The organism is Acidovorax radicis N35, from assembly GCF_000204195.1.
GTDB classification, from domain to species: Bacteria; Pseudomonadota; Gammaproteobacteria; order Burkholderiales; family Burkholderiaceae_C; genus Acidovorax; species Acidovorax radicis.
In genome coordinates this window covers 261,374-287,020 of sequence record NZ_AFBG01000022.1, presented here as the reverse complement: position 1 = coordinate 287,020, position 25,647 = coordinate 261,374, and the positions used below count along the sequence as shown (strand labels likewise).

21 protein-coding genes, 1 tRNA gene and 1 pseudogene are annotated in these 25,647 nt (G+C 63.8%); 11 read left to right on the top strand and 12 right to left on the bottom strand.

Annotated features, from left to right (window positions below; translation table 11 throughout):
* The first annotated feature begins 122 nt into the window (after nt 1–122).
* From ARADN35_RS0121430 to ARADN35_RS0121415, 5 genes are all read left to right on the top strand, one after another.
* The gene (locus ARADN35_RS0121430; protein WP_010465827.1) at nt 123–935 is read left to right on the top strand and encodes a formate/nitrite transporter family protein; all 813 of its coding nucleotides are present in this window, start codon (nt 123–125) and stop codon (nt 933–935) included.
* A gap of 52 nt (nt 936–987) precedes the next feature.
* Complete coding sequence (locus ARADN35_RS0121425; protein ID WP_029414273.1) at nt 988–2,736, top strand: bifunctional protein-serine/threonine kinase/phosphatase; 1,749 nt, start codon at nt 988–990, stop codon at nt 2,734–2,736.
* A 638-nt stretch (nt 2,737–3,374) separates the two neighbouring features.
* Nucleotides 3,375–3,596 carry a hypothetical protein gene (locus ARADN35_RS28090; protein WP_139019224.1) on the top strand — a complete coding sequence of 74 codons (222 nt, stop codon included), beginning with the start codon at nt 3,375–3,377 and terminating at the stop codon, nt 3,594–3,596.
* A gap of 241 nt (nt 3,597–3,837) precedes the next feature.
* Nucleotides 3,838–4,992 carry a replication initiation factor domain-containing protein gene (locus ARADN35_RS27070; protein ID WP_159103204.1) on the top strand — a complete coding sequence of 385 codons (1,155 nt, stop codon included), beginning with the start codon at nt 3,838–3,840 and terminating at the stop codon, nt 4,990–4,992.
* Nucleotides 4,989–5,999 carry a tyrosine-type recombinase/integrase gene (locus tag ARADN35_RS0121415; protein ID WP_010465824.1) on the top strand — a complete coding sequence of 337 codons (1,011 nt, stop codon included), beginning with the start codon at nt 4,989–4,991 and terminating at the stop codon, nt 5,997–5,999. The genes ARADN35_RS27070 and ARADN35_RS0121415 overlap by 4 nt, the downstream gene beginning before the upstream one ends.
* 45 nt (nt 6,000–6,044) lie before the next feature.
* Here ARADN35_RS0121415 and ARADN35_RS0121410 read toward each other — a convergent pair.
* The 6 genes from ARADN35_RS0121410 to ARADN35_RS0121385 all read right to left on the bottom strand — a co-directional run bounded on the left by ARADN35_RS0121410 (nt 6,045) and on the right by ARADN35_RS0121385 (nt 12,790).
* Nucleotides 6,045–6,120: transfer RNA gene (locus tag ARADN35_RS0121410), tRNA-Thr, on the bottom strand.
* Between the two features lie 12 nt (nt 6,121–6,132).
* Nucleotides 6,133–7,140: a class 1 fructose-bisphosphatase gene (locus ARADN35_RS0121405; protein WP_010465823.1), complete on the bottom strand. Its 1,008-nt coding sequence runs from the start codon at nt 7,138–7,140 to the stop codon at nt 6,133–6,135.
* A gap of 27 nt (nt 7,141–7,167) precedes the next feature.
* Nucleotides 7,168–9,918: an aminopeptidase N gene (pepN, locus tag ARADN35_RS0121400; RefSeq protein ID WP_010465822.1), complete on the bottom strand. Its 2,751-nt coding sequence runs from the start codon at nt 9,916–9,918 to the stop codon at nt 7,168–7,170.
* Nucleotides 9,902–10,576: an HAD family hydrolase gene (locus ARADN35_RS0121395; RefSeq protein ID WP_010465821.1), complete on the bottom strand. Its 675-nt coding sequence runs from the start codon at nt 10,574–10,576 to the stop codon at nt 9,902–9,904. Before ARADN35_RS0121395 ends, pepN begins: the two co-directional genes overlap by 17 nt.
* Nucleotides 10,576–11,680 (bottom strand): peptide chain release factor 2 gene (gene prfB / locus ARADN35_RS0121390; protein ID WP_100199503.1). Its coding sequence is split into 2 segments (ribosomal slippage): nt 10,576–11,598 and nt 11,600–11,680, totalling 1,104 coding nucleotides; the frame shifts between segments, so codons are not numbered across the junction. Before prfB ends, ARADN35_RS0121395 begins: the two co-directional genes overlap by 1 nt.
* 201 nt (nt 11,681–11,881) lie before the next feature.
* Nucleotides 11,882–12,790 carry an alpha/beta fold hydrolase gene (locus ARADN35_RS0121385; protein ID WP_010465819.1) on the bottom strand — a complete coding sequence of 303 codons (909 nt, stop codon included), beginning with the start codon at nt 12,788–12,790 and terminating at the stop codon, nt 11,882–11,884.
* Between the two features lie 337 nt (nt 12,791–13,127).
* Between ARADN35_RS0121385 and ARADN35_RS0121380 the strand changes: the two genes are divergently transcribed.
* Nucleotides 13,128–14,189 (top strand): aldo/keto reductase, encoded by a 1,062-nt coding sequence (locus tag ARADN35_RS0121380; protein ID WP_010465818.1) that lies wholly within the window; start codon nt 13,128–13,130, stop codon nt 14,187–14,189.
* A gap of 97 nt (nt 14,190–14,286) precedes the next feature.
* Here ARADN35_RS0121380 and ARADN35_RS0121375 read toward each other — a convergent pair whose 3' ends face one another.
* Both ARADN35_RS0121375 and ARADN35_RS0121370 read right to left on the bottom strand, forming a co-directional pair.
* Nucleotides 14,287–15,708: a M20 family metallopeptidase gene (locus tag ARADN35_RS0121375; protein WP_010465817.1), complete on the bottom strand. Its 1,422-nt coding sequence runs from the start codon at nt 15,706–15,708 to the stop codon at nt 14,287–14,289.
* A gap of 19 nt (nt 15,709–15,727) precedes the next feature.
* Entirely contained in the window at nt 15,728–16,726 is a 999-nt protein-coding gene (locus ARADN35_RS0121370; protein WP_029414271.1) for a Bug family tripartite tricarboxylate transporter substrate binding protein, read from the bottom strand.
* Between the two features lie 175 nt (nt 16,727–16,901).
* Between ARADN35_RS0121370 and ARADN35_RS0121365 the strand changes: the two genes are divergently transcribed.
* From ARADN35_RS0121365 to plsY, 3 genes are all read left to right on the top strand, one after another.
* Nucleotides 16,902–17,861: a LysR family transcriptional regulator gene (locus ARADN35_RS0121365; RefSeq protein WP_010465815.1), complete on the top strand. Its 960-nt coding sequence runs from the start codon at nt 16,902–16,904 to the stop codon at nt 17,859–17,861.
* 69 nt (nt 17,862–17,930) lie between these two features.
* Entirely contained in the window at nt 17,931–18,422 is a 492-nt protein-coding gene (locus ARADN35_RS0121360; RefSeq protein WP_010465814.1) for an aminoacyl-tRNA deacylase, read from the top strand.
* Between the two features lie 47 nt (nt 18,423–18,469).
* Entirely contained in the window at nt 18,470–19,135 is a 666-nt protein-coding gene (plsY, locus tag ARADN35_RS0121355) for a glycerol-3-phosphate 1-O-acyltransferase PlsY (RefSeq protein WP_010465813.1), read from the top strand.
* A gap of 67 nt (nt 19,136–19,202) precedes the next feature.
* Here the strand turns inward: plsY and ARADN35_RS0121350 are convergent, their stop codons facing one another.
* The 3 genes and pseudogenes from ARADN35_RS0121350 to ARADN35_RS0121340 form a co-directional block, all read right to left on the bottom strand.
* The gene (locus tag ARADN35_RS0121350) at nt 19,203–20,225 is read right to left on the bottom strand and encodes an HD-GYP domain-containing protein (protein WP_010465811.1); all 1,023 of its coding nucleotides are present in this window, start codon (nt 20,223–20,225) and stop codon (nt 19,203–19,205) included.
* A gap of 29 nt (nt 20,226–20,254) precedes the next feature.
* Nucleotides 20,255–20,901: pseudogene (locus tag ARADN35_RS26685) on the bottom strand (retropepsin-like aspartic protease family protein).
* A 146-nt stretch (nt 20,902–21,047) separates the two neighbouring features.
* The gene (locus ARADN35_RS0121340) at nt 21,048–21,533 is read right to left on the bottom strand and encodes a YajQ family cyclic di-GMP-binding protein (protein ID WP_008906652.1); all 486 of its coding nucleotides are present in this window, start codon (nt 21,531–21,533) and stop codon (nt 21,048–21,050) included.
* Between the two features lie 73 nt (nt 21,534–21,606).
* Here ARADN35_RS0121340 and murB point away from each other — a divergent pair, with 73 nt between their 5' ends.
* Nucleotides 21,607–22,680 carry a UDP-N-acetylmuramate dehydrogenase gene (gene murB, locus ARADN35_RS0121335; RefSeq protein WP_010465806.1) on the top strand — a complete coding sequence of 358 codons (1,074 nt, stop codon included), beginning with the start codon at nt 21,607–21,609 and terminating at the stop codon, nt 22,678–22,680.
* Between the two features lie 131 nt (nt 22,681–22,811).
* Here murB and ARADN35_RS0121330 read toward each other — a convergent pair whose 3' ends face one another.
* The gene (locus ARADN35_RS0121330; protein WP_010465803.1) at nt 22,812–24,128 is read right to left on the bottom strand and encodes a CSLREA domain-containing protein; all 1,317 of its coding nucleotides are present in this window, start codon (nt 24,126–24,128) and stop codon (nt 22,812–22,814) included.
* Between the two features lie 340 nt (nt 24,129–24,468).
* Between ARADN35_RS0121330 and ARADN35_RS0121325 the strand changes: the two genes are divergently transcribed.
* Nucleotides 24,469–25,569 (top strand): helix-turn-helix transcriptional regulator, encoded by a 1,101-nt coding sequence (locus ARADN35_RS0121325; RefSeq protein ID WP_010465801.1) that lies wholly within the window; start codon nt 24,469–24,471, stop codon nt 25,567–25,569.
* Nucleotides 25,570–25,647 lie beyond the last annotated feature (78 nt).

The following is a 25,647-nucleotide window of genomic DNA, read 5'->3' as shown; positions in this document are numbered from 1 at the left end:
TTGCGTCCCCCAGGTGTCTGGGGGTGCAGCGGACGCCGTTTTTCTTTGTCTTCTTCCTGGGGCGCTTCCTGGGGTGCATCACCCCGAGGCGCCTGTCCGTTCCCCATTCCAAAGGAATTTCAATGGCCTACCTCGCCCCCGCCGAGTTCGTGACCAAGATGGTCGATTCCGGTGAATCCAAGCTCCTGATGTCCACCCGCGACACGCTGATCCGCTCCTTCATGGCCGGTGCCATGCTGGCACTGGGCGCCGCCTTCGCCGTCACCGTCACGGTGAACACCGGCAACGCGCTCCTGGGCGCAATGCTGTTCCCGGGCTGCTTCATCCTGCTGTACCTGCTGGGTTATGACCTGCTGACAGGGGTGTTCACGCTGGCCCCGCTGGCCGTGCTCGACAAGCGTCCTGGCGCCACCTGGGGTGGCGTCTTCCGCAACTGGACGCTGGTGTTCTGCGGCAACTTCGCAGGTGCCTTCATGGTGGCGGTGTTCATGGCCATCATCTTCACCTTTGGATTCAGCGAGGCACCCAACGCCGTCGGCGTGAAGATCGGCCACATCGGCGAGGGCCGCACTGTGGGTTACTCCGCGCACGGCGCTGCCGGCATGCTGACCCTGTTCGTCCGCGGCGTGATGTGCAACTGGATGGTGTCCACCGGCGTGGTGGCGGCCATGATGTCCACCTCGGTGTCGGGCAAGGCCATCGGCATGTGGATCCCCATCGCCCTGTTCTTCTACATGGGCTTCGAGCACAGCATCGTCAACATGTTCCTGTTCCCTTCGGGCCTGCTGCTGGGTGGCAACTTCACGGTCATGGACTACCTGGTCTGGAATGAAATTCCCACCGTCATCGGCAACCTGGTGGGCGGCCTGACGTTCGTGGGGGCCATGCTGTACTCCACCCACTACAAGACCGCGCCCAAGCGCAACGTGGCCTGAAGACGCTGCAGGGCCGGAACGGTCCGGCCCTGCGTGCGTGTACACCTGTGCCATGAGCGGCAAGAGCAACACCCTCGGCGTCACGCTGGGCCAGCACTCGCGGGCGGGGCAGGGCGGCGTCAACCAGGACTTTCACGGCGCCATGCTGCCGGCCGAGCCGCTGCGCACCTCCAAAGGCATCGCCGTTGCGCTCGCCGACGGCATTGGCTCCAGCGCCGTCAGCCAGGAGGCCAGCGCCGCCGCGGTGCGCAGCTTTCTGGACGACTACTACGCCACGTCCGACGCCTGGTCGGTGCGCAGGTCGGCGCAGCGCGTGCTCGGTGCCACCAATGCGTGGCTGCATGCGCAAACCATGCGCAGCCACGCGCGGTTCGACAAGGATCGCGGCTACGTCTGCACCTTCAGTGCGTTGATTCTGAAAGGCCGCGAAGTCCACGTATTGCATGTCGGTGACGCACGCATATATCGCCTGCATGCGCACTCATTGGAGCAACTAACGAAGGACCACCGTGTCCATCTTTCCTCCTTGGAGTCGTTCCTGGGCCGCGCGCTCGGCGCCAGCGACAACGTGGAGATCGACTATGCCTGCATGGTGGCTGAGGTCGGTGCCCTTTATGTCCTGGCGACAGATGGGGCCTACGCGTATTTCGATGCTTCGGACGTGCACCACGCGTTGTCCCGTTTTGCCGACGACTTCGACAGCGCTGCCGAAGCACTGATCACCCTCGCTCAGGCGCGGGGCGCTGACGACGACATGACGGTGCAGTTGCTGCGCATTGATGCGTTGCCAGAGCCCAGCCCCCATAACCTGCAGGTACTGCGCGAGGGGCTGGCGCTGCCACCAACGCTGTCACCGCGCATGCTGTTCGAGGGCTACCGCGTGGTGCGTGAACTGCATGCCAGTTCACGCAGCCACGTGCATCTAGCCGTGGACGAGCGGACAGGGCAGCAGGTGGTGCTCAAAACACCGTCTACGGCGCTGAGTGATGACCCGGGCTATCTTGATCAATTTCTGCTGGAAGAGTGGGTGGCCCGGCGTATCCACAGCACCCATGTGCTCAGGCCCCATGTCAGTGATCGATCTCGCCAGCATGTGTATGTGGCAATGGAGTTTGTGGAGGGCCAGACGTTGGCTCAGTGGATGGTGGACCATCCCCACCCAGACCTCGACGCCGTGCGCAGCATCATTGGCCAGGTCGCCAAAGGGCTGCACGCATTTCACAACAAGGAAATGTTGCACCAGGACTTGCGGCCTGAAAACGTGATGATCGACCGCACCGGTACCGTGCGCATCATCGATTTCGGGTCCACCCTGGTGGCAGGGCTGGCACCCGCAACGCCCGGCGCCCACGAAGCACCTCCTATCGCGGGCACCTTGCAGTACACCGCCCCCGAGTGCTTTGTTGGCCAGGTGGGCACAGCCCGTTCCGATCTGTTTTCCCTCGCGGTTTTGGCCTACCAGATGCTGACGGCACAGCTCCCCTATGGCCTGCAGGTCGTACGCATACGCTCTCCGGCAGATCTGAAAGGGCTAAGGTATGTACCCGTGCGCCACCATCGGCCCGAGCTACCGGACTGGCTGGATGGCGTGCTGCAGAAAGCACTGCACCCAGACCCGCTCAAGCGCCAAGAGGCCGTGTCAGAGTTCCTGCACGACCTGCACTCACCCGGCCTGCAGTTTCAGCACAAGCGGGCTGTACCGCTCGTGGAGCGCAATCCGGTCGTTTTCTGGCAGTTCACCACGCTCGCGTTGGGCTTGGCGGTGGTGGTGCTGGTGGGCCTGCGTGTTTATGGGCACTGAGCTGTCCGACGTGGGCAGCCCTCGCGGCAACCGACGGTTGAGTGCAGGTTCTTCGACCCGTCAGGTGCCACAGCCCCTTGCGCGTAAGGGCCGTGATGTTGTTTGCCTGTGGGCGCTTCAGGAGTGCATGTTGGGTTATTCCCAAGCAAAAGGCCCCTGACTCTTGCGAATCAGGGGCCTTTATTTGGTGCCGGAGAGATGAATCGAACACCCGACCTTCTCATTACGAAGGCCTCTCGGGAATCGTCTCTCTCTGGTGAAGGTCAGTTTGTACCCGGTGTTTTGAGAGTTTCAACTACATCGGAGCTACATATGCAAGCCAATGAAAGTCGTTCGGAAAAAGTGCTCCAAGCACTGGTTCTACTTGAGGAAAAAATCCACAACCTTGAGTGTTTTTGTAGCGTAGTGGACGAGGCAGCAGGGGACAAATCACCAAACTGGCTTTGCTCTGTTTCGAGCTTTGCCAGGAGTATTGATGAAGCCATGGAACAGATTTCGGTGGAGGTGAGGAGCTTGCTGAATAGCAAGGGGGAGGGGCCGCGAGGCGGAGGGGGCGAGGCCACCTCGGGGGCTGGAGCGAAGCGTAAGGAGGGGGTGCAACCCCCTGGAGACTTGGCCTCATCTGTGGAGGTGCGGCAATGAAAAAGAAACCCACCGTTGTGCAGCCCTCGCAGTCTTCTCAATCGTCAGTTGTTGACGTGCTGGAGCGCATGCTTTCCAACGCCGCAACCAAGTCTCTGTTACAGCGACCTGGTGTCAAAGTCGTTGAGCAACGCGATGCGCAAACGGGTCGTGTGAAGTATTCGTTCCGCTCGCCTGATGACCCCGGCTATGACGAGGATGCAACACCCAACGGGTGACCTATTGCGTGTGATGAGACATTCGCATTAGCATTGCATCTGCAAATAACGGGTATGGTGTCCCGGTCATAAAAACACTCGTCGAGTTTCCCAACAGGGTGGGCAGCCAGTAGGCCGATCAGCCCCTAAGCCCTGGAGCCGACATTAGCCAGCAATGCTTTTGCGAATCCCTTTCACTAAGGGTTCGCTGCTGCATGGCCCAATCCCATGTCTATGGCGAACCCCAACCGTTGGAGTTCGCATGTCTTTTTCTGAGTTTAGTAACGTTGATTTCGCAGGCGCTGGCGGCGCGGCGGAAGGGGCCCTGCCGTGCGGGGACGGAGCCGCCGCGCCGCCAGCGCCCCGTGTAGTAACCACGGGGAGAAAGAACAACACGAATGTGCCGCATTGCGTGGGGAGCGATGCAGACACGGGTGAACCTGTGCAGCTACTCGCTACAGCTCGGGGCTATTCCGTTACACGCCACTTGGTGCCTGTTGAGCCGGTCCGCGAAGGGGTTGCCCTGGTTGATGCCTTGGCGTTTTCCATCGTGCCTCCAGATGAAAAATCCTATGACTGGGTGCTGCGTGAAATGGCGCAATTCCTCGAAATCAGCGAGCTTCAGCACCGCAAGGGCTTGTTTGGTTTTCGCTTCTCAGCACGCTTTGGCGATGGCGCAGGAATAGTTGCTTGGGGTGGAGAGAGTCAGCGGGGCAGGGTGTATTTCAGCCTTATGGGCAAGGGCTGTTCAATGGTCATGCGCTGGGCTGATTTGTCTTCGTGGCTGGAGCAACATCGGGCCACCATCAAACGCGCTGATTTGGCGTATGACGACATTGCGGGGCGGCTTGTATCGATTGCATGGGCCGTCGAGCAATATGGAGCTGGCGGGTTCAACGCAGGCGGGCGAAAGCCCATCCATACGTGCTATGGGGACTGGCTTGAAGGTGAGGCCTCAACCAAGGGGCGAACCCTTGGCATCGGCAACCGTGCCAGCGGCAAATACGCACGCATTTACGAGAAAGGCAAGCAGCTTGGCGACCCCTCCAACCCCTGGACGCGCATGGAAGTCGAGTGGCGTGCAGAAGACCGTTTTATCCCCTATGACATCCTCACTCGTCCTAGCCACTATCTTGCTGGCGCTTACCCTTGCTTGGCGTTCCTGAGCGAAGAGCAGTCAATAATTAAGACGGTGACGAACGCTGCGCAGATCGCTTTCGATGCTGCCGTTGACAACGCAAAGCAGCATTGCGGCAAGCTGGTCAATCTCATGATGCAGGTGATGCAAGGCGACTATGTGGCGGTCGTTGACAAGCTCCTGCGCCCTGGCATTCCTGCACGCATTGACCCCTACAGCTACCACGTCAAGAACGACCCGGCCATGCTTGACTGGGAGCTGAGAGGGGGTGCCGCATGAGCCTCTACAAGCGCGCAAATTCGCCCAATTGGTGGATACGCCTTCCCCCTACCAAAAACGAGCTTAAACCTCTGCAGATCTCCAGCGGCACCGCCAACAAGCGGCAGGCCCAGCAGTACCACGACAAGCTGAAGGCCGAGCGCTGGGAGCAAGAAAAACTTGATGTGAAGCCACGTCGAACTTGGGATGAGGCCGCCGACCGTTTCCTGATCGAAACAACGCACAAGCGCACGCAGGCCTGGGACAAATCCATGCTGCGCTGGTTCCACCCACATCTAGGGGGGAAAGCCTTGGACGAGATCAGCAAGGCCTTGCTTGACGAAGTGAAGGCCAAACGGTCAAAGGGGGTCGCTGCTGGCACCGTTAATCGGTACATGGCCCTTGTCCGGGCCATCTTGCGTAAGGCCTGCTACGACTGGGAATGGCTCGATCGTGTCCCCAAGGTGGGGATGCTGCGCGACAAGGGAGGACGCATCCGCTCGTTGACTCAGGAAGAGTTCGCGCGCCTGCTTGACCAGTTGCCCGAGCACTTGCGGGACATGGCTGTTTTCTCGGTGGCAACCGGTCTCCGGCAAAGCAACGTGACGAAGTTGCAATGGCGTCAGATCAGCTTGGAGCGGCGGCACCTTTGGGTAGCGGGCGAGGACCACAAGAACGGCAAGGCCCATTCGGTGCCGCTGAATGAGGCAGCTATGCAAGTGCTGCAAAAGCGCCAAGGCGATCACCTGACCCATGTGTTCACCTACGAAGGCAAGCCCATCGTCCAGGTCAACACCAAGGCATGGCGGGCAGCGCTAAAGCGAGCGGACATCGAGGATTTTCGATGGCACGACCTGCGCCACACCTTCGCCACTTGGCACCGGCAGGCGGGCACTCCCACCCACGAATTGCAGCGGTTGGGCGGTTGGAAGACGCTGGAAATGGTGGAGCGCTATGCCCACGTGGCGCCGGAAGGCTTGCAGATTGCGGCCTCGCGCCTTGATAATGTCCTTGCGGGCACATTCTGACTACATGAAAAAAGCCCTGACTCTTGCGAATCAGGGCTTTTCATTTGGTGCCGGAGAGATGAATCGAACACCCGACCTTCTCATTACGAATGAGCTGCTCTACCGACTGAGCTACACCGGCGTAAGCCTCAAATTATAGCGTGGAATGGTAACTCGTCACCCGCTCCACCTCATTTTTTGACCCCAGGATCACGCTCACACGTTCGTGCAGCTGGGTCGGCTGGATGTCCAGAATGCGTTGTTTCCCATTGGTGGCGGCGCCGCCGGCTTGCTCTACCAGCCAACCCATGGGGTTGGCTTCGTACATCAGGCGCAGCTTGCCGGGCTTGTTGGGTTCGCGCTTGTCCCAGGGGTACATGAAGACGCCCCCGCGGGTGAGGATGCGGTGCACGTCGGCCACCATGCTGGCAATCCAGCGCATGTTGAAGTCCTTGCCGCGCGGGCCGTCCTTGCCCTGCAGGCATTCGTCGATGTAGCGCTTCACCGGTTCGTCCCAATGGCGCATGTTGCTCATGTTGATGGCGAATTCCTTCGTGTCCTCGGGAATGCGGATGTTCTCTTCAGTCAGCACGAACGAGCCTTGCTCGCGGTCGAGTGTGAACATGGCCACGCCGTCGCCCACGGTCAGCACCAGGGTGGTTTGCGGGCCGTAGATGCAATAGCCTGCTGCCACCTGCTGGGTGCCGGGTTGCAGGAAGTCGCCTTCCTCCACGCCACGGTCGCCATCGGGCTTTTTCAGCACGCTGAAGATGGTGCCGATGCTCACGTTCACGTCGATGTTGCTGGAGCCGTCCAGGGGATCAAACAGCAGCAGGTATTCGCCTTGCGGATAGCGGTTGGGCACCAGGTAGATGCCGTCCATTTCTTCCGAGGCCATGGCGGCCAGGTGACCGCCCCATTCGTTGGCTTCGATCAGCACTTCGTTGGCGATGATGTCGAGCTTCTTCTGGATCTCGCCCTGCACGTTCTCGCTGCTGGCCGTGCCCAGCACACCGCCCAGCGCGCCTTTGTTGACGGCGTGGCTGATGCTCTTGCAGGCGCGGGCCACCACTTCGAGCAGCAGGCGCAGTTGCGACGGGATGAGGCCATCCACCCGTTGTTGTTCAACGAGGTAGCGGGTCAGGCTGATGCTTTTTGCCATGTCAGTCAGTCTTTTCTTGGTCGTGGTTTATTCGGCGAGTGCACGGGTCACGACCTCGCGCACGTCGTTGGAGAGCGCCGGCCTTGCGGCAACACGGGCGATGGCTTCGCGCGCGGAGGTGCGCCAGGGGTCTGCGAGTTTCTTCCAGCGGTCCAGGGCCCGGGCCAGGCGTGCGGCCACCTGGGGATTGATGGCGTCCAGCTCGATCACGCGGTCGCTCCAGAACACATAGCCCGCAGCGTCTGCTCGGTGGAAGGCGCCAGGGTTGGCACTGCAATAGCTGAAGATCACACTGCGCGCGCGGTTCGGGTTCTTCAGGCTGAAGTCCGGGTGCTGCATGAGCTGGCGCACGGCGGGCAGAACGTTGCCACCACGGTCGGGCGCGCCGGCTTGCAGCGCGAACCACTTGTCAATGACCAGGGGTTCGTCCTTGAACAGCGCATGGAAGCGTGCCAGGGCAGGGGCGGCCAGCTCACTGCCGCTGGCCACCAAGGCGGTCAGTGCGTTGAAGCGGTCGGTCATGTTGCTGGCCACCTTGAAGCGCTGGTAGGCCTTGCCGGGCCAGACCACATCGCCCGTCTTCTGGGCGGCGATGCACAGCATGTGCAGCGCCAGCCCGCTGAGTGCGCGGCGGCCGGACGAGATGGGGTCGGGGCTGTAGCCTCCGGTGTCCTGGTTCTGCTCCCAGGCAGCTTCCCAGTCGGCCTGCAGCGACAGGGCCAACTGCTCGCGCATGGCTTCGCGCACTGCGTGAATGCGCTGTGGGTTCACCACCTCAAGCTGCTCGGCGATGTAGGTTTCGGACGGCAGCGTAAGCACCAGTTCCTTGAAGGCTGCATCGAGCGCCGGGTTGCGCAGCACGCTGCGCATGGCGTCCACAAACTCTGCAGAGAGAATTTGATGGTCAAATTGGCCGCTGGCGCTTGTCCCCATTGCGCTGTCAGCTATTGCATTAATAGCGGTTCGGAGCGCCAGGCGCTGGCCGGCTTCCCAGCGGTTGAAGGCGTCTGCGTCGTGCGCCAGCAGCGTGAGCAGCTGGGCATCGGTGTAGTCGATGTCGAGTACCACGGGGGCACTGAAGCCGCGCAGCAGGGACGGCACGGGCTCGGCATCCAGGTTCGTGAAGGTCAGTGTCTGCGATGCCTCGGTCAGCACCACCACGCGCGAAGTCGTGTGTGCAGTGCCCTCCGCAGCGCCTTCGCCCGCAAGGTGCAAGGGCAGAGCGGCGCCGGTGGTGGCATCGATGAGGCCCAGTTCTACCGGGATCACGAAGGGCTGCTTCTCGCTCTGGCCGGGCGTCGGGGCACAGCTTTGCGACAGCGTGAGCGCATAGCAGCGCGTGGCCGCATCGTAGCGGCCGGTGGCGCGCACGCGGGGTGTGCCTGCCTGGCTGTACCAGCGCTTGAACTGCGCGAGGTGCTGTGTGAGCGGGCTGCCCGGGTTGGCATCGGCGATGGCCTGCACAAAATCGTCGCAGGTCACGGCCTGGCCGTCATGGCGCTCGAAGTACAGCTTCATGCCCTTGGCGAAGCCTTCGCGGCCCACCAGGTTGTGCTGCATGCGCACGACCTCGGCACCTTTTTCGTAGATGGTGACGGTGTAGAAGTTGTTGATCTCGACGTAGCTGTCGGGGCGCACGGGATGGGCCATGGGGCCCGCGTCTTCGGGAAACTGCGCGGTGCGCAGCACGCGGACGTCTTCGATGCGCTTGACGGCACGGGCCGAGGGGCTGCCGGCCAGGTCCATGCTGAATTCCTGGTCGCGGAAGACCGTGAGGCCTTCCTTCAGGGACAGCTGGAACCAGTCGCGGCAGGTCACGCGGTTGCCGGTCCAGTTGTGGAAGTACTCGTGGCCGACCACGCTTTCGATGTTGGCGAAGTCGGTGTCGGTGGCGGTGGCTTCGCTGGCCAGAACGTACTTCGTGTTGAAGATGTTCAGGCCCTTGTTCTCCATGGCGCCCATGTTGAAGTCGCTGGTGGCGACGATCATGAAGCGCTCCAGGTCCAGCGGCAGGCCGAAGCGGGCCTCGTCCCAGGCCACGCTGTACATCAGCGAGTTCATGGCGTGTTCGGTCTTGCCCAGATCACCTGGGCGCACGTAGACCTGCAGCAGGTGGTCGGTGCCCGAGCGGCTCTTGATCTTCTGCTCGCGGGCAACCAGCTTGCCTGCCACCAGGGCGAACAGGTAGCAGGGTTTCTTGTGCGGGTCCACCCACTTGGCAAAGTGGCGGCCGTCTTCCAGCGTGCCGCTGTCCACCAGGTTGCCATTGGACAGCAGCACCGGGTACTGGGCCTTGTCGGCACGCAGCGTGACGGTGTAGCTGGCCATCACATCGGGGCGGTCCAGGAAGTAGGTGATGCGGCGAAAGCCCTCGGCCTCGCACTGCGTGAAAAACGTGCCCTGGCTCACGTACAGGCCCATCAGGTGCGTGTTCTTGGCAGGGCAGCAGGTGGTGAAGATCTCCAGCGCGAAAGGGTCAGAACCCTCGGGAAGGTTTTCCAGCACCAGGCGCGAGCCTTCCATCTTGAACGAGGTGCCCTGGCCGTTGACCAGCACGCGCGCCAGGTTCAGGTCTTCGCCGTCGAGCTTGAGCGGCTGCGAGGCCACATCGGGGTTGCGGCGGAGCAGCATGCGGTTGAGCACGCGGGTCTTGTTGGGGTCCAGGTCGAAGGTGAGTTCGACGCTGTCGATCCAGTAGGCGGGGGCGGTGTAGTCCTCGCGGCGGATGGCGGTGGCGGGGCCTGCGCCGTCTCCGTCTGCGCTATGCAGTTGCAACATGGATGCTCTCCAGAAAGTCGGTGTTCATGAGTTCGGTGTAGTCGCGCACGGCGGTCAGCACGTGCGGGCCCGCCAGCTCATCTGCACTGTGCGTGCTGCAGATGGCCACGGCGCGCATGCCGGCCCGGCGGGCGGCCTCGATGCCAAAGGGGGCGTCTTCAAAAACGATGCAATGCTCTGGCGCTACCGCGATACGGCGCGCGGCCTCCAGAAAGATCGCGGGCTGGGGCTTTCCGGGCAGGCCTTCGTCGCCGCGCACGATGGCCAGCGGTGCGGGCTCCATGCCCAGGCGCGACATCGCGAACTCGACATTGTGGATGTCGCCGGCTGTACCCACAGCCACCTTCAGCCCGCGTTCAGTCACGCGCGCCGCAAAATGGCGAAAGCCCGCCACCTCGGTGAAGCGGGAGCCGAACAGTTCGCGGTAGATGTCTTCCTTCTCGCGCGTGAGCGCGTCGGCCTCATCCTGCGATACCTCGCGGCCCAGCAGTTCGCGGATGCATTCGGTGCCATTGCGGCCCGTGGTGCGGGCCATGAGGTCAGGCACGTCGATGTCCATGCCGCGACGGCGCGTGAACTCGACCCATGCCTGGGCGTGCCAGGGCATGGAGTCGATCATGGTGCCGTCCATGTCGAAGATGATGGCCTCGACGTGCATCACACGCCCTGCTTCAGGCTGGCTTCGATGAACGCGTCCAGGTCGCCATCCAGCACCTTCTGCGTGGCTGAGATTTCGACGTTGGTGCGCAGGTCCTTGATGCGGCTGTTGTCCAGCACGTAGCTGCGGATCTGGTGGCCCCAGCCCACATCGGTCTTGGTGTCTTCGAGCTTTTGCTGCTCTTCCTGGCGCTTGCGCATCTCGTGGTCGTACAGGCGCGAGCGCAGGCGCTGCCAGGCGATGTCGCGGTTGCCGTGCTGGCTGCGGCCGTCCTGGCACTGCACCACGATGCCGGTGGGCATGTGCGTCAGGCGCACGGCCGAGTCGGTCTTGTTGATGTGCTGGCCACCAGCGCCGGATGCGCGGTAGGTGTCGGTGCGCACATCGGCCGGGTTGATGTCGATCTGGATCGAGTCATCAATCTCGGGGTACACGAACAGGCTGGCAAAGCTGGTGTGGCGACCGCCCGACGAGTCGAATGGTGATTTGCGCACCAGGCGGTGCACGCCGGTTTCAGTGCGCAGCAGGCCGTAGGCGTATTCGCCCTCCACCTTGATCGTGGCGCTCTTGATACCGGCCACGTCGCCCGGGGTTTCTTCCTCGACCGTGGTCTTGAAGCCCTTGCGTTCGGCGTACTTGAGGTACTGGCGCAGCAGCATGCTCGCCCAGTCGCAGGCCTCGGTGCCACCCGCGCCAGCCTGGATGTCCACAAAGCAGTTGAGCGGGTCGGCCTCCATGCGGAACATGCGGCGGAACTCCAGCTGCTCGATCTCGGGCTTGAGCTTGGCGGTTTCGGCCTCGATGGTCATCAGGCCACTTTCGTCGCCTTCTTCCTTGCTCATGTCATAGAGCTCGGTGTTGTCGGCCAGCTCGCGTGTGAGCTTGTCCAGCGTGAGCACCACGCCGTCCAGCGCCTTCTTTTCCTTACCCAGCTCCTGGGCCTTCTTCGGATCGTTCCAGACCGAAGGGTCTTCCAGCGATGCGTTTACCGTACGCAGGCGTTCAAATTTGGCATCGAAGTCAAAGATACCTCCGTAACTCTTGCGTTCGCACGGTCAGGTCGGAAAGGGTGTTGCCAATGAGGTTGATACGTTCTGCGTCCATGATTCTTGTCCTGGGTGTTCTGTGGAATAACCCGCGATTTTCTCATGGGATGGGCCAGAGCCCTATCAATGTCCCCTGGCAGGGCCGACGGTGCGCACGAGGCTCTGCTCATTGGGGACGCTGCGGATGTGATTATTCAAATTTGATAGCTGCCAACGCTTGATGGATAAGCGCTGGCGGCCATTTTTATTCAAATCTGGTTCACGCTTCGTTCAGGAACTGTTCCATGAGCTGCGCCACCTGCTCGGGCTGGTCGTGGTGCAGCATGTGGCCCGCGTCTGCCACGACAGCGGTGCGGCAGGTGCGCACGTGGGTCAGGCGCTGGTGGTATTCGTCCAGGGTGTACCGGCCGCTCCACCATTGGCCCAGGCTGTCGCCGCTGGCTTCTACGGCCAGCACGGGGGCTGAAATGCGTTCGTAAAGGGCCAGGGCTTCGTCCACCCGAAACAGCTGTGCGCTCGTGATCTTGTGGGCTGGGTCGCCCAGGATCTCCCACAGGCCTTGCGCGTTGGGCCGCGCCCAGTGCTGGGCCAGCCATTGGGCCTTGTCCTCGGACAAGCGGGGATTGGTCTTCATGAGGCGGCGTGCCACGCCGTCGGCGCTGTCGTAGGTCTTCAGATCCTTGCTGCCCTGGTGCAGCTGCTTGATCTCGTCAATCCACTGCGCATAACGCGTGGGCGCCTGCGCGGCCCGCGTGGCGGGCAGGCCAAAGCCTTCCAGGTTGACCAGCTTGCGCACGCGCTCGGGTCGCACCCCGGCATACATCATGGCCACGTTGCCGCCCATGCTGTGTCCCACCAGGTCGATGGCCTGACCGGGGGCGTAGTGGTCCAGCAGCAGGTCCAGGTCGGCCAGGTAGTCGGCAAAGAAGTAATGGTCGGCCTGCGCGCTGGACGTGAGCCCGAAGCCGCGCCAGTCCGGCGCGATGATGCGCCGCTGCTGCCGCAGTGCGTCCACCGTGAATTGGTAGGAGGCGCTGACGTCCATCCAGCCATGCAGCAGCACCAGCGTGGGCAGGTCGCTCTGCTCGGGGCCCCAGTGGCGCATGTGGTAATTCAGGTGGCGCAGCGCCAGCGTGCTGCTGCGGGAGGGTTGGAGGGGTTCGTACATGCGGCGGTGGTGCGGAGGGACGGGTGGGTACAAGGCAGGGGACCGCCAGTTCGCCGCAGGGCGGCATTTTTGCAAAGCCCGGTGGGTGCCCGGCGCGGTGGCGCCAATGTTACGTCGGTGGTGCGGGCCGCGCAGCGAGTGCTGTCGCCTAGGCGGCTGCGCTGTCGGGGCCACTTGGCGGGCCTCGGGCAAGCTTTGGCGTTCGCTTGTACCATCGCCGTCCGGGCTTGTTGCCGCACTGGCTGCAGCTGCCTGCGCTGCGTGTCTTCTCTTCATGCGGCTGCAGGGTGTGTGGTCCATTTTTTCCGCTTTTTTCGTCTTCTGGAGCTTCTACCGCATGAACAAAGTCCCCTTGGGTCAGAGTGACCTGCTTGTCACCCCCATCTGCCTGGGCACCATGACGTTTGGTGAACAGGTCAATGAAGCCGATTCGCATGCCATCCTGAGCCGTTCGCTGGAGCGGGGCGTGAACTTCATCGACACCGCCGAGATGTATTCGGTGCCCGCCAAGGCAGAAACCTTTGGCGCCACGGAAACCATCATCGGCAATTGGTTTGCCAAGAACCCCGGCGCCCGCCAGAAGCTTGTGGTGGCCACGAAGGTGGCAGGCCCCTCGCGCGGCATGCCCTGGGTGCGTGAGAACAAGGGCATGTCGGCCAAGGACATCGTCGCCTCTTGCGAAGGCAGCCTGCGCCGCCTGCAGACCGACGTGATCGATCTCTATCAGATCCACTGGCCTGAGCGCCATGTGCCCGCTTTCGGCAATCTGTATTACGACCCTTCCAAGGAAACCTCCACCACCCCGATCCACGAGCAGCTGGAAGCGCTGGCCGGGCTGGTGAAGGCGGGCAAGGTGCGGTACATCGGCCTGTCGAACGAGACGCCCTACGGCGTGCACGAATTTGTGCGCCTGGCCGAGCAGCATGGCTTGCCCCGCGTGGCCACCGTGCAGAACCCGTATTGCCTGATCAACCGCACGTGGGAAAACGGCCTGGATGAAACCTGCCACCGGCTGGACGTGTCGCTGCTGGCCTACTCGCCGCTGGGCTTTGGCCTGCTGACGGGCAAGTACGACGAAAGTGGCATCACCGGCCCTTCCGCTCCCCAGGGCGCACGCATTTCCACGTATGAATCCGTGCGCAAGCAGCGCTGGGGTCGGCCCGAGGCGCTCACGGCCTCGCGCCGCTACAACGCCCTGGCCCGCGCCAACGGCATGACGCCCACGCAGATGGCACTGGCGTTCTGCTACACCAAGTGGCAGGTTGCCAGCACCATCATCGGTGTGACGTCGGTGGCGCAGCTCGATGAAGACCTGGCCGCATGGGGCACCACGCTGTCGCCAGAGGTGCTGCAGGCGATCGATGCCATCCGCTGGGAGCTGCGCGACCCGGCATTGTGAAGCCCCCCTGAGTCGCTTCGCGCCATCCCCCCGGGGGGACGCCCCCAGCGCGGCGGGGCGGCCCTTGCGCGGGGGCACTGGCCGGGCCGCGTCATTTTCAGGCGCTGGTGGTCGTGCTCAGCGCGCCTTCCTTCCACGGCACGCCGTTGGTTTCACCCAGGTCCCAGAACAGCCCGGCCATCACGGCCAGGCCTTCGCGCGCCACGGAGGCCAGCAAATGTTCGTTGGGCGCATGCTGCGCGCAGGCCGGGTACGAGTGCGGCACCCACAGTGTGGGCAGGCCGAGCTGGTCTGCAAAGATGTCGTTCGGCAGGGAGCCCGCCAGGTTGGGCAACAGTGTGGCTGGCTGGCCCGCGCTGGCTTGCAGGGACGCCAGGGTCCAGTCCACCCACGGGTTGTGCAGGTCCAGCCGAGTGGCACCGCACTCCATGCCGATGGAGATCTCCACCTGACTGAAACCGTGCGTGTCCAGGTGCTCGCGCAGCGTGGTTTTCACGTTCTTCCAATTGGTGCCCACCACGAAGCGCAATTGGCAATGTGCCGCCGCCTGGGAGGGAATGGCATTGACCGGCCGCTGCGCATTGCCCGAGCCCAGTGCCAGCACTTCCAGCGTGTTCCAGCCCACCAGCTGCTCCGCAGGCGTGAGGCCGGGTTCGCCCCAGCCGGGGGTGAGCGCAGGGTCATCGGCACCGGTGCCAATGGCCACGTCTTCCAGGGCTGTGCGCAGCTTGTTGGGCACGGAAGGTGGCAGCAATCCCTTGACCAGAATGCGGCCCTTGGCATCGACCAGGGTGGCCAGGGCGTGTGTGAGCACGGTGGCAGGGTTGGCGAGCACGCCGCCCCAGTTGCCCGAGTGGTAGGCCTTGTCGCGGCTGCGTACCGTGAGCGAGAAATTGATGGCGCCGCGCGAGCCCAGGAAGAGGGTGGGGCGCGCCGCGCTCACACGGGGGCCGTCGCTGGCCACAAACAGATCGGCCTTCAGGGCCTCGCGGTGCTGTTCGCAGAAGGCGCCCAGGCCGGGAGAGCCGGCCTCTTCGCCCATCTCCATGAGCAGCGTGACGTTGTAGCCCAGGCGGCCCTGGCGGGCCTCCAGCGTGTGTGCCAGCGCCGCAAGGCTGACGGTGTGCTGGCCCTTGTTGTCGGCGGTGCCACGGCCATACCAGCGTTCGCCTTCGATGGTCAGCTCCCAGGGCGACAGGTCTTCGCGCCAGGCGCTGTCCTGGCCGTTGACCACATCGCCATGGCCATAGGTCATCACGGTGGGCAAGGCGGGGTCTTCCACCCGGCGTGCCAGCAGCAGCGGGCCTCCTTTGGGGTCGGTGTTTTGGAGCACCTGGCAGTCGAAACCCAGTGGCTCCAGCCAAGGCACGATTTCATCGGTCAGGTAGGCGCGCAGCGTGGGGGGGACCTGTCCTGTATCGCTTTCGGTGCGCCAGGCCACGCGGCGACGCAGGTCGCTGGCAAAGCGGCCATCGTCGAAGTAGCGGTGGACGTTCTGGATCAGTTGTTCTCGGTTCATCATGGGCTCCTTGCGGGGTTCACTCCGCCACGATCTGTGCGCGGTGGGCCAGCGCGCGGTAGCGGCCGATCTCGTTGTCCATGGCGGCGTGCATGGCCTTGGGGCCCACAAACACGGGCTCCATGCCCTGGGCTCGAATCTGGTCCTGCAGCTGGACATCGCGCATGGCGGCCTCTACTTCCTTCATCAGTTTGTCCACGATGGGCGCGGGCGTGCGCGCAGGGGCTGCCACGGCGTACCAGCCGTCAAAGGCTGCGTCCGGCAGCTTCAGCTCCCGCACAGTGGGAATCGACGGCAGGGCGCGGGCGCGCTCGTTGCCCGCGATGGCCAGTGCGCGCAGCTTGCCCGAACGCACATGGGGTGCGGCGCTGGCCACGGTGTCGATGGCCATCTGGATCTCCCCGCCGATCAGCCCCATCATCGCCTGTGCGCTGCCCCGGTAGGGCACGTCCTGCAGGCGCACGCCCGCGGCCTGCTCCAGCAGCGCGCCCACCAGGTGCGGGGCCGAGCCCGAGCCGAACGTGGCGTAGTTGACGGTTTTGGGTGCAGCCTTGGCCGCAGCCAGCAGCGAGGCCAGGTCCTTGTGGGGCGAGGCGGCACTGACCACCACCACCAGCGGCGCACGCGCGATGATGGCCACGGGGGCCAGGTCTTTCAGCGGGTCGTAGGGCAGTTTGGGGCGCAGCGCGGCGTTGACGGTGTAACTGGTCGAGCCGGACACCAGCAGGGTGTAGCCGTCGGGTTCGGCCTTCACCACGATGTCCGTGCCGATGATGGTGGAGGCGCCGGGCTTGTTGTCGATGACCACGGGCTTGCCCAGTCGGGTGGACAGCTTCTGGCCCAGCGCACGGGCGACGGCGTCGGTGCCGCCGCCGGGTGGGAAGGGCACCACCAGGCGCACCGCGCGCTCGGGCCACGCCTCGGCGGGCGCAGCCGTCTGGGCAAGGATGGGAGTGCTGGCGCCGGCGAAGGTGGCCAGGACGGCAGACAGCAAAGAGACTCGGACAAGGCTTTTCATGCAGGCTCCAGAGGTTGAGGCGTGGGGTGGTGGCGGCTCCGGCGCAAAGGCGACCGCTGGCACGCGCTGCCATGGGTGAATTGGAGCCTTAAACCCTGCAAGATGGGAGCCGGTTTACCATTGCTTTGGATAGAGATTTGGCAACTGACCGTTGCCTTTTTGTTCAAGGTGCACCATGCCCGTTTCCCTGCTCAGCCTGCCCTTGCGCTACTTCCTGGAGGTGGCGCGCACCGGCTCCGTCAACCAGGCGGCGCAGCGCCTGCACGTGGCCGCATCGGCTGTGAGCCGCCAGCTTGGGAAGCTGGAAGACAGCCTGGGCGTGGTGCTGTTCGAGCGGCAAGCCCGTGGTATGGCGCTGACCGAAGCGGGCACCCGGCTGCTCGCCCATGCCACGGCACACGACGCGCAGGCCACGGAGCTGGTGGAGCAATTGCAAGGGCTGTTGGCCCAGGAGGCCTTGCGCGTGCGGGTGGCCTGCACCGAAGGGTTTGCAGCGAGCTTCATGCCGCTGGTGATGAGCACGTTTCGGCAGATGCACCCCCAGGTGCAGCTGCAGTTGCTGGTGGACGTGCCGCAGGAAGTGTCGGCCCTGGTGCAGCGCGGAGACGTCGATCTGGCGCTGAAGTACAGCGTGGCGCCCGAAAAGGGCTTGCAGGTGCTGCACTCGGCCATTGCTCCCATCTACGCCATCATGCCCGCGCAGCACCCGCTGGCCCGCCAACGCAGTGTGAGTGTGGCCGATGTGGTGCGCTACCCGCTGCTCCTGGGCGCTACTGGCATCACGGGCAGGCAATTGTTTGACCTGAGCTGTGCGGTGCAGGGGCTGCGTTACGTACCGGCGGTGGAAAGCAATTTTTCCTCCGCACTGCTGCCGCTTCTGGATGGGCAGGATGTGGCGCTGGCCAGCTACCTCACGGCGGCGCGCTGGGTGGAGGCGGGCCTGCTGGCGGCCCGGCCGTTTGACGAGGCGCAGTTGCAGCAGCGGCGCCTGCAGGTGCTGGCCGTGGAGGGGCGGGCGCCGTCGGCGCTGGTGCAGCAGTTCACACAGGCGCTGGTGACTGCTATCGAACAGTATGGCAAGCGCAAGGTAGGGCGGCGCAAGACCACCGTGGGGCGGGTCACCAAACATCCGTGATTCTGGTCGGCCTCCTAGGCGATCGGGTCTCGCGAGTGGATACCATTCACCCCCTATCCGGATCGCACCATGGCCAAGAAAGAACACGTCTCCGAGACCCAAGCCACCCAGTTGCTCAAGGCGAACAAGGTGGCGTTCACCGAGCACCCCTACGAATACCTGGAGCATGGTGGTGCTCTGCACAGCGCCGAGGTGCTGGGCCTCGACCCCTTCACCGTCGTCAAGACCCTGGTCATGCAGGACCAAGATGCCAAGCCCTTGCTGGTGCTGATGCATGGCAACCGCAAAGTCTCTACCAAGAATCTCGCTCGACAGATTGGCGCCAAGTCGGTAGAGCCTTGCGCCCCCGAGGTGGCCAACCGCCACAGCGGCTATCTGGTGGGTGGCACATCGCCGTTTGGCACACGGCGCGCGATGCCGGTATACATCGAAGAGTCCATCCTCGCGCTGCCGCAGATTGCCATCAACGGCGGCCGGCGGGGATTTTTGGTGCAAATCGATCCGCAGGTATGTGTGCAGTTGCTGGGTGCCAAACCTGTGCACTGCGCGCTGGCAGAATAGGCCGTCACGGCAGACCGTCCGCCGTCCCCTGATATTGAGGAGTTGCTTTGACCGCCGTGTACCCCATCCTTGCCGCCGTGGCAGCCTATTTACTGGGCTCGCTGTCATTCGCCGTCATCGTGACGCGTGTGATGGGCCTGAGCGATCCGCGCACCTACGGCAGCAAGAACCCCGGCGCCACCAATGTGTTGCGCTCGGGATCCAAGGCTGCGGCCATCGTGACGTTGCTGCTGGATGCCGTGAAGGGCTGGCTGCCCGTTGCGCTGGTGATGTGGTTTGGCCACCCTTATGGGCTGGAAGACGGCACCGTGGCGATGGTGGGGCTGGCGGCATTTCTGGGTCACCTGTGGCCCGTATTCTTCCGTTTCGAGGGGGGTAAGGGCGTGGCTACCGCGCTGGGCGTGCTGCTGGGCATCAGCGTCTGGCTGGGACTTGCCACGGCTGCCACCTGGCTCATCATCGCGTTTTTCTTCCGGTATTCGTCCCTCGCTTCGCTGGTGGCTGCCGCCTTCGCGCCGGTGTATTACCTGTTGGTGGATGGGGTGGTGTGGTATGCCGAGGGCACGATTGCGGCCTCCATAATCGTGATGGGCATGCTGCTGGCCTGGCGCCACAAGCAGAACATCCAGCGCCTCATCGAAGGCAAGGAGTCGCGCCTGGGCAGCAAGAAGGCCAAGCCGGACGCTGGGGGCAAAGGCAAGCCGGCAAAGTAGCGGCCTGGACCGGGGGCGGGCAGCGCCGCGGCGCGTTGCCTGCGGGGCACGTTCCGTCTGCGGGCTTCTACAGTGAACCCGGTCCGGAAATCAGCCCGCGGAGCCCGGCGCTGTGCTGGGCGGCATACAGCCCCAGTCGCACCATGGTGCGGTGGTTGAGTTCCAGGCTCACGGCCGAGCGGGCCAAAGCGGACTGGATGCGCGGTTTTCCCGTGGCCGTCTGGTACAGGCTGGGTTGCGCATGGTGGGTACCGGTACGGTCCAGCAGGCTGGCGACCAGGGGGTGGTTGGCCTTTTCGCTGCGGCGCAGCACGATGGCGGTTTCGCCGTTGTCCAGCTTCACAAAGGTGCCAGGCGGGCACAGGCCAATGGAACGCACCAGGGTGTAGCTCACCTCGTCGTGCTGATCGATCTCCTGCCCGACGATGGCGCGCACCGAGTCGGTGGCGCTGCGGCCCGCGCGGGATTTGCGCGGGCTGATCATGGCTGCGTAACGGTCGATGGTGCCCAGGATGCGTGTGAGACGGTCTTCAGGCTCCTGGTTGGCCAGTGGCACACGGTCGGCCACGGTGGCATGGTGCTGCCCCACCACGTCCAGCCAGAGTGTGTCGTTGATGAACAGGCGCTCCAGCAGCATCATGCTTTCTTCCGGATGGCTCTTGATGGCCTCCTGCTGGGCGGGCGTGGGGCGTTCGCGTTGTTCGGCCAGCTCGTCCTGCAGGGCGGTCATGCCGATGTTCATGGTCAAGGCCGCACGCACCAGGCTGTCGCGTTCCCGGGGTGGCACATGCAGCTCGTGCGCCATGATGTGGCACAGGGTGCCGCACACCAGCGCGTGGGAGGCGCTGTAGCCCACGGTGGACGTGGACGCCAGCTGGAACATGAGGTACAGCGCCGCGTCGATATCGTGCGCCACCAGGTCCTGCAGCCAGCCATCGAACTGGCGCACCTTGGCAGCGAAGTCCTGCACCTGCAGCGGCCGGGACAGCAGCACCGACAGCGCCGATTCCAGGTCCGACCACAGGCCCAGCAAGTCCTCGTATTCGCCTTCGGCGTGGTGTGGGGTGCCGGTGGAGTGGTGGGCAGACATGGCAGGCAGTGCGTGTGGGCCAGGCGCAGTTAATTGCGCTTTTCCAGCACCATCTGGTCGTTGATGCGGGTCATCTGGAACTCGGTCAGAAAGCTGTTGCCCAGCAGCACATAAGGCATGGGCTGCGGGGTGATGATGGCCTCGACCCCGAACACCTCAACATCACCGATGCGCACCGAGTCGAGCTTCATGCGCCACCCTTGCGCCACACCATTGGCCGTGTTCATGCGCACGGGCTGGCCGTTCTGGTAGTTGAGCCCCATGCGCTCGGCGTCCTGGCGCCCGATGGCCACGGTGGATGCACCGGTGTCCACCATGTACTGCATGACACGCCCGTTGATGGTGCCGCTGTTGATGAAATGTCCCCGGTTGTCGGCCATCAGCACGACACGCTTGCCGCTTCCCCCCGGGCGCCAACGCTCACTGGGGCCTCGCCCAGCCGCAGCACGCGCCGCGCACCTTTGACTTCGACGGTGGCTTCATCCGCCGTGATGGCGAGGACCTTCACGCCTTTGTATTCGTCGCCCGCACCCAAGGCACGCGGTGGGTTGGCGTCCACCACCAGCAGGGCCTTGCTGCCCAGCATGCCTGCCAGCGCGACCGCCTGGGCGCTGGCCCAGGACGGAGCCAGACACAGAGCGGCCAGCACCCATGCGAGAACAGAGTTGGCACCCATTGCGCTACGCACCGCCCGTATCCCCTGAAACCGGCGTGGCCCAAGCCAGTGCCACCGTGGAACTGACTTTGCCAGGCCACGGGTGGCGTCCCCCTCCCGAAGGAGAGGGGGAAGGCGCCAAAGGCGACTCAGGGGTTGCTTCATCGTCAATCGCGGAAATTGTCGAACGACAGGGGTACATCGGTCACATCCTTGCGGATGAGCGCCATGGCGGCCTGCAGGTCGTCGCGCTTGGCGCCGGTGATACGTACCTTGTCTTCCTGAATGGCTGCCTGCACCTTGAGCTTGCTCTCCTTCATGAGCTTCTGGATCTTCTTGGCCAGCTCGCTCTCGATGCCGTTGCGCACCTTGATGACCTGCTTGACCTTGTCGCCGCCCATTTTCTGCACATCGCCCATGTCCAGAAAACGCACGTCCACGTTGCGCTTGGTGAGTTTGTTGCGCAGCACGTCCTCGATTTGGGTGAGCTGGAAGTCGGCGTCGCCAATCAACGTGATGTCTTTGTCCTTGATCTCGATGCTGGCCGAAGTGCCCTTGAAGTCGAAACGGGTGCCGATTTCTTTGGCGGTGTTTTCGACGGCGTTTTTCACTTCAACCAGGTTGGCTTCGCAGACGGTGTCAAAAGATGGCATGGTGGCTCTCAATCTCAGGGAAAACAGGTGCAAATCGCAGGGGCCCGAAAGGCTGAGTGCGACAATCGGGCCAATGGTAGTCGAGAAAAACGCCCCTTTGCAGCCCTGGAACACCTTTGGCATTGCCGCGCGCGCCCAAACCCTGGTGCGTGTGCGCTCCGTGTCGGATCTGCAGGCCGTTCTGGCCGATGGCGAGCTGGCTCCGGCACCCAAGTTCGTGCTGGGCGGCGGCAGCAACATCATCCTGACCGGCGACGTGAAGCCCCTGGTGCTCAAGATGGAAATCAAGGGCCTGCGGCTGGTCGAGGAAACCCCCAAGGCCTGGATCGTGGAGGCGGGTGCGGGCGAGGTCTGGCACGACGCGGTGGCCTGGACGCTGGCGCACGGGTTCCCGGGGCTGGAGAACCTGGCGCTGATCCCCGGCACCGTGGGGGCCTCGCCCGTGCAGAACATTGGTGCCTATGGCGTGGAGCTGCAGGACCGTTTTGAGTCGCTCGATGCCGTCGATCTGGCCACCGGCCAGCCGTTCAGCCTGGATGCCGCGCAATGTGGCTTTGGTTACCGCGATTCCGTCTTCAAGCATGCGCCCTCCGAATCGCTGGACGGCAGCGGATTGCCGCGCGGCATGGGGCTGGCAGGGCGGGCGGTGATCACCCATGTGCGCTTTCGGCTGCCCAAACCCTGGAAGCCCGTGCTGGGCTACCTCGACCTGGAGCGCCGCCGCGCCGAGGCGGGCGTGGAGCACCCCAGCGCCCAGCAGATCTTTGACTGGATTTGCGACATCCGCCGTGCCAAGCTGCCCGACCCCGCCGTGGTGGGCAACGCGGGCAGCTTCTTCAAGAATCCCACGGTGTCGCCCGACCAGTGTGCCGACATCATCGCGCGCGAGCCCAAGATCGTGCACTACCCCATGCCGGACGGCAGCATCAAGCTGGCGGCGGGCTGGCTGATCGATGCCTGCGGCTGGAAGGGCAAATCCATCGGCAAGGCCGGGGTGTACGAAAAACAGGCCCTGGTGCTGGTCAACCGGGGGCGGGGCGGCGACAGCGTGACTGGGGGCGAGGTCATGACGCTGGCCAAGGCCATCCAGACCAGCGTGTACGAACGCTTTGGCATCCGGCTGGAGCCGGAGCCGGTGGTGGTGTAGGCCCTGATTCTAATTAAATTTGCTATATTTTTGATAGCTTGTTGCGCTTATTTAGCAAGCGCTAGGGCCCAAAATGATCTGAAACACCTGGAGGAAATTCACTCCACGCGCGCTTCGGTGCTCCGAAACGGTCACGTCTTCGGGTTGAGCTTTCTGTGCCGTGCCCAGCCCAGCAGGCCCAGGGCGGTCAAGACCAGGGCAATGGGGTTGTCCACCGGCACGGCCTGCACGTTTCCGGGCCCGGGCGGTGCGCCCAGGGCGGATTCATACGCGCCGATGTCGGCCCGACCCATCTGCACCCGCGCCGCGCCGCGCTCGTCGGTGGCAGGTAGCGAACCGCCGATAGGGCCTGCGTTGACCGCCGGACTGCCCGCCTGCAGTGCATGGGTCTGGGTGGGTAGGGGGCTTGCGTAAGTCAGTGGCCCCAGCAAAGGGTCGGCGCTGGCGATGTCGCCGGCGGCGCCAAAGCCGCAGGCCGTGCCGCTGTCGAGGTTGTAGCCATCGGATGTGAGGGCCCCGGCCTGGAGGCGGCAATTGAGACCTGCCGAGGGATTGGCGACGATGCTGCCACCGATGTGGGCGGTGGCGCCGAAGACCTGCAGTTGCCCACCGTTGACACCTGAAGTGTTGTTGGCAATGGTGGTGAAGCTGATGTTTGCTGTGCCGCCGCCCCCTACCGAAAGGCCGCCGCCTCCGCCTGCTGCCGCATTGCCTGAGATTGTCGAGTTGACGAGGTCCAGCGTGCCCCTGGCGTCCACCCCGCCACCGGTGGCCCCCGGATTCGTCAGGGAATTTCCCCGGACGGTGCTGCGAGTGATGTTTGCGGTGGACAGAACGCGCACCGAGATACCTCCTCCTCCGTTGACGGCGGTGTTGCCCGAGACTTCACTGTCGATCAGGTTCAGAGTGGCGAACTCGTAGACATAGATGCCGCCGCCTTGCTGGGTAACAGATCCCGCTGCATTGTTGCCCCCAACAACGACTTGAGAGAGTGTCGTCGTTCCACCCCCGATGTAGATGCCGCCACCGAACACGGAGCCATGGCCCGTGCCGCCCACGATGGCAAGGTTGTGAAGGTGGACGGTGGGACTTCCGGTGATCTGGAGAACGATGCGGTCGCCATTGCCGTCGATGACGGTGGCGCCCGCACTGACCCCCATTCCGTTGATGGTGATGTCGCTGGCAATGCCGAGGACGTTGCCGGCGAGGGGCAAGCGCGTCAGCGTGTAGTGGCCTGAAGGCAGCGAGATGGTGTCGGCGCCCGGCAGGACATTTGCCTCCTGGATGGCGGCACGCAGCGAGCAGGTGCCCGCAGCGCCGGTGCCACAAATGCCGTCGCCTGCGGTGGCGTCATTCAGGTCCGCGGTGGTATCCACCGTGAATGTGGCGGCCTGCGCCCCGGTGCACGCGGCGATGGCGAGCAGGGCGGTGATGAGCTGTTTTTTCATTGAATTGACCGGTAGCGCTTGTTTTAAGCGTTAGTTGCTATGGTTTTTGATATGTCCACCGCTGCTGGTGTGTGGGCACTGGCGTGAATCAGAATGAGAGGAGGTGCCGGGCGATGCTGTTAAGGGGCGATTCATGGGTGTGGCCGGGGAATTGACTGCGTCACGCGGGAGGTGAGTGCAAGGGCTGTCCAGCGGTTGAGATCGCCTTGCGAAGCCTGGCAGCCAGTGTAGAAATCGCTGCGGGTCGCCGCCCCACCCCTCGGGGTGGGGCTAACCGCCAGACGGTGTGGTAGGTTGCTGATGCCGCGTTCCCGCCCACACAGCCCCACCACCACCCTTCATGCCCCTTCCCCGCACCCACCAGCAAGCCATTGCGCGACTGCAGCAAATGGCCTGCCTGGATCTCAACGGGCCCCTGCTCATCGAGCCCGTGTTGCACGAACTGCACCGCATCATTGACTTTGATACCGGCGGGTATTTCTATCCTGGCACGGATGGGGGGCTGGATGCGTACATCGAGCCTTCCATCGCACGCGGGTGCATGCACACCTATTTCGACCCGCAGCTCATGGCCACCGAACAACAGGTGATACGCCGCAGCGCGCACGATTTCGCTGCCGCCGTGCGCGGCGACCATGGGACTCAGGTGATGGAGGAGCTTTTGAAGGTGCCCATGGCGCAATTCATGCGCAGCGATTTCTACAACCTGGTGCTGCGGCCCGCTGAATTGCTGGACTGCCTGAGCCTGGTGCTGCGCACGCCGCAGGGTCAGGGTGTGGGTGCGCTCAAGTTGTACCGGCGGCCCGGGGCAGCGCGTTTTGCCCCCGAGGACGTGGCCATGCTCGGACGGCTGGAGCCCTGGTTGGCGCGGACCTTGCAGCTTGGCGAAATGGATACCGAAGACAGCGTGCTGCACGACAGCGCCGTGCTCATCACCACCCCAGGGGGGCAGTTGCTGTGGACCTCGCCGCAGGCCGATCAGCTGATGGCGCTGGCCTTTGGACCGCGCTGGTACCGCCGCACTGAACTCCCCCCTGCGCTGCACACGCTGCTGCAGCGTCTGCAATCCGCGCAGCGGCTGGTCCACGGCGGTCCGGCACCGGCGGTGCCGCAGTTGGAATTGCACAATGCAAGTGGCTGGTTTTTGCTGCGCGCCACGCAGATGACCGCTGCAACGGGCCAAGGGCACGCGATCAGCCTCCATATCACCCAGCGGGCTCCGCGTGTGGCCCGGCTTCTGCCCGCGCTGCGCACGCTTGGCCTCCCGCAACGCCAGCATGAATTGGCCTACTGGCTGGTTCGCGGCCTCCCGGAGGATCAGATCGCGGCCCGCATGGGCATCAGCGCGAATACCGCGACCTACCACCGCCGGCAGATCTACACGCGGCTGGGCGTACAGAATCGGCAGGAGCTGCAGGATTTCTTTTTTGTTCCCCAGTGAGGGGGTGGTGCAGTGGAGCCGGTTTTTCTGGGCGACAAAAAAACCGCCCGGCCGGAGGGCGGGGCGGTTGCTCTGTTT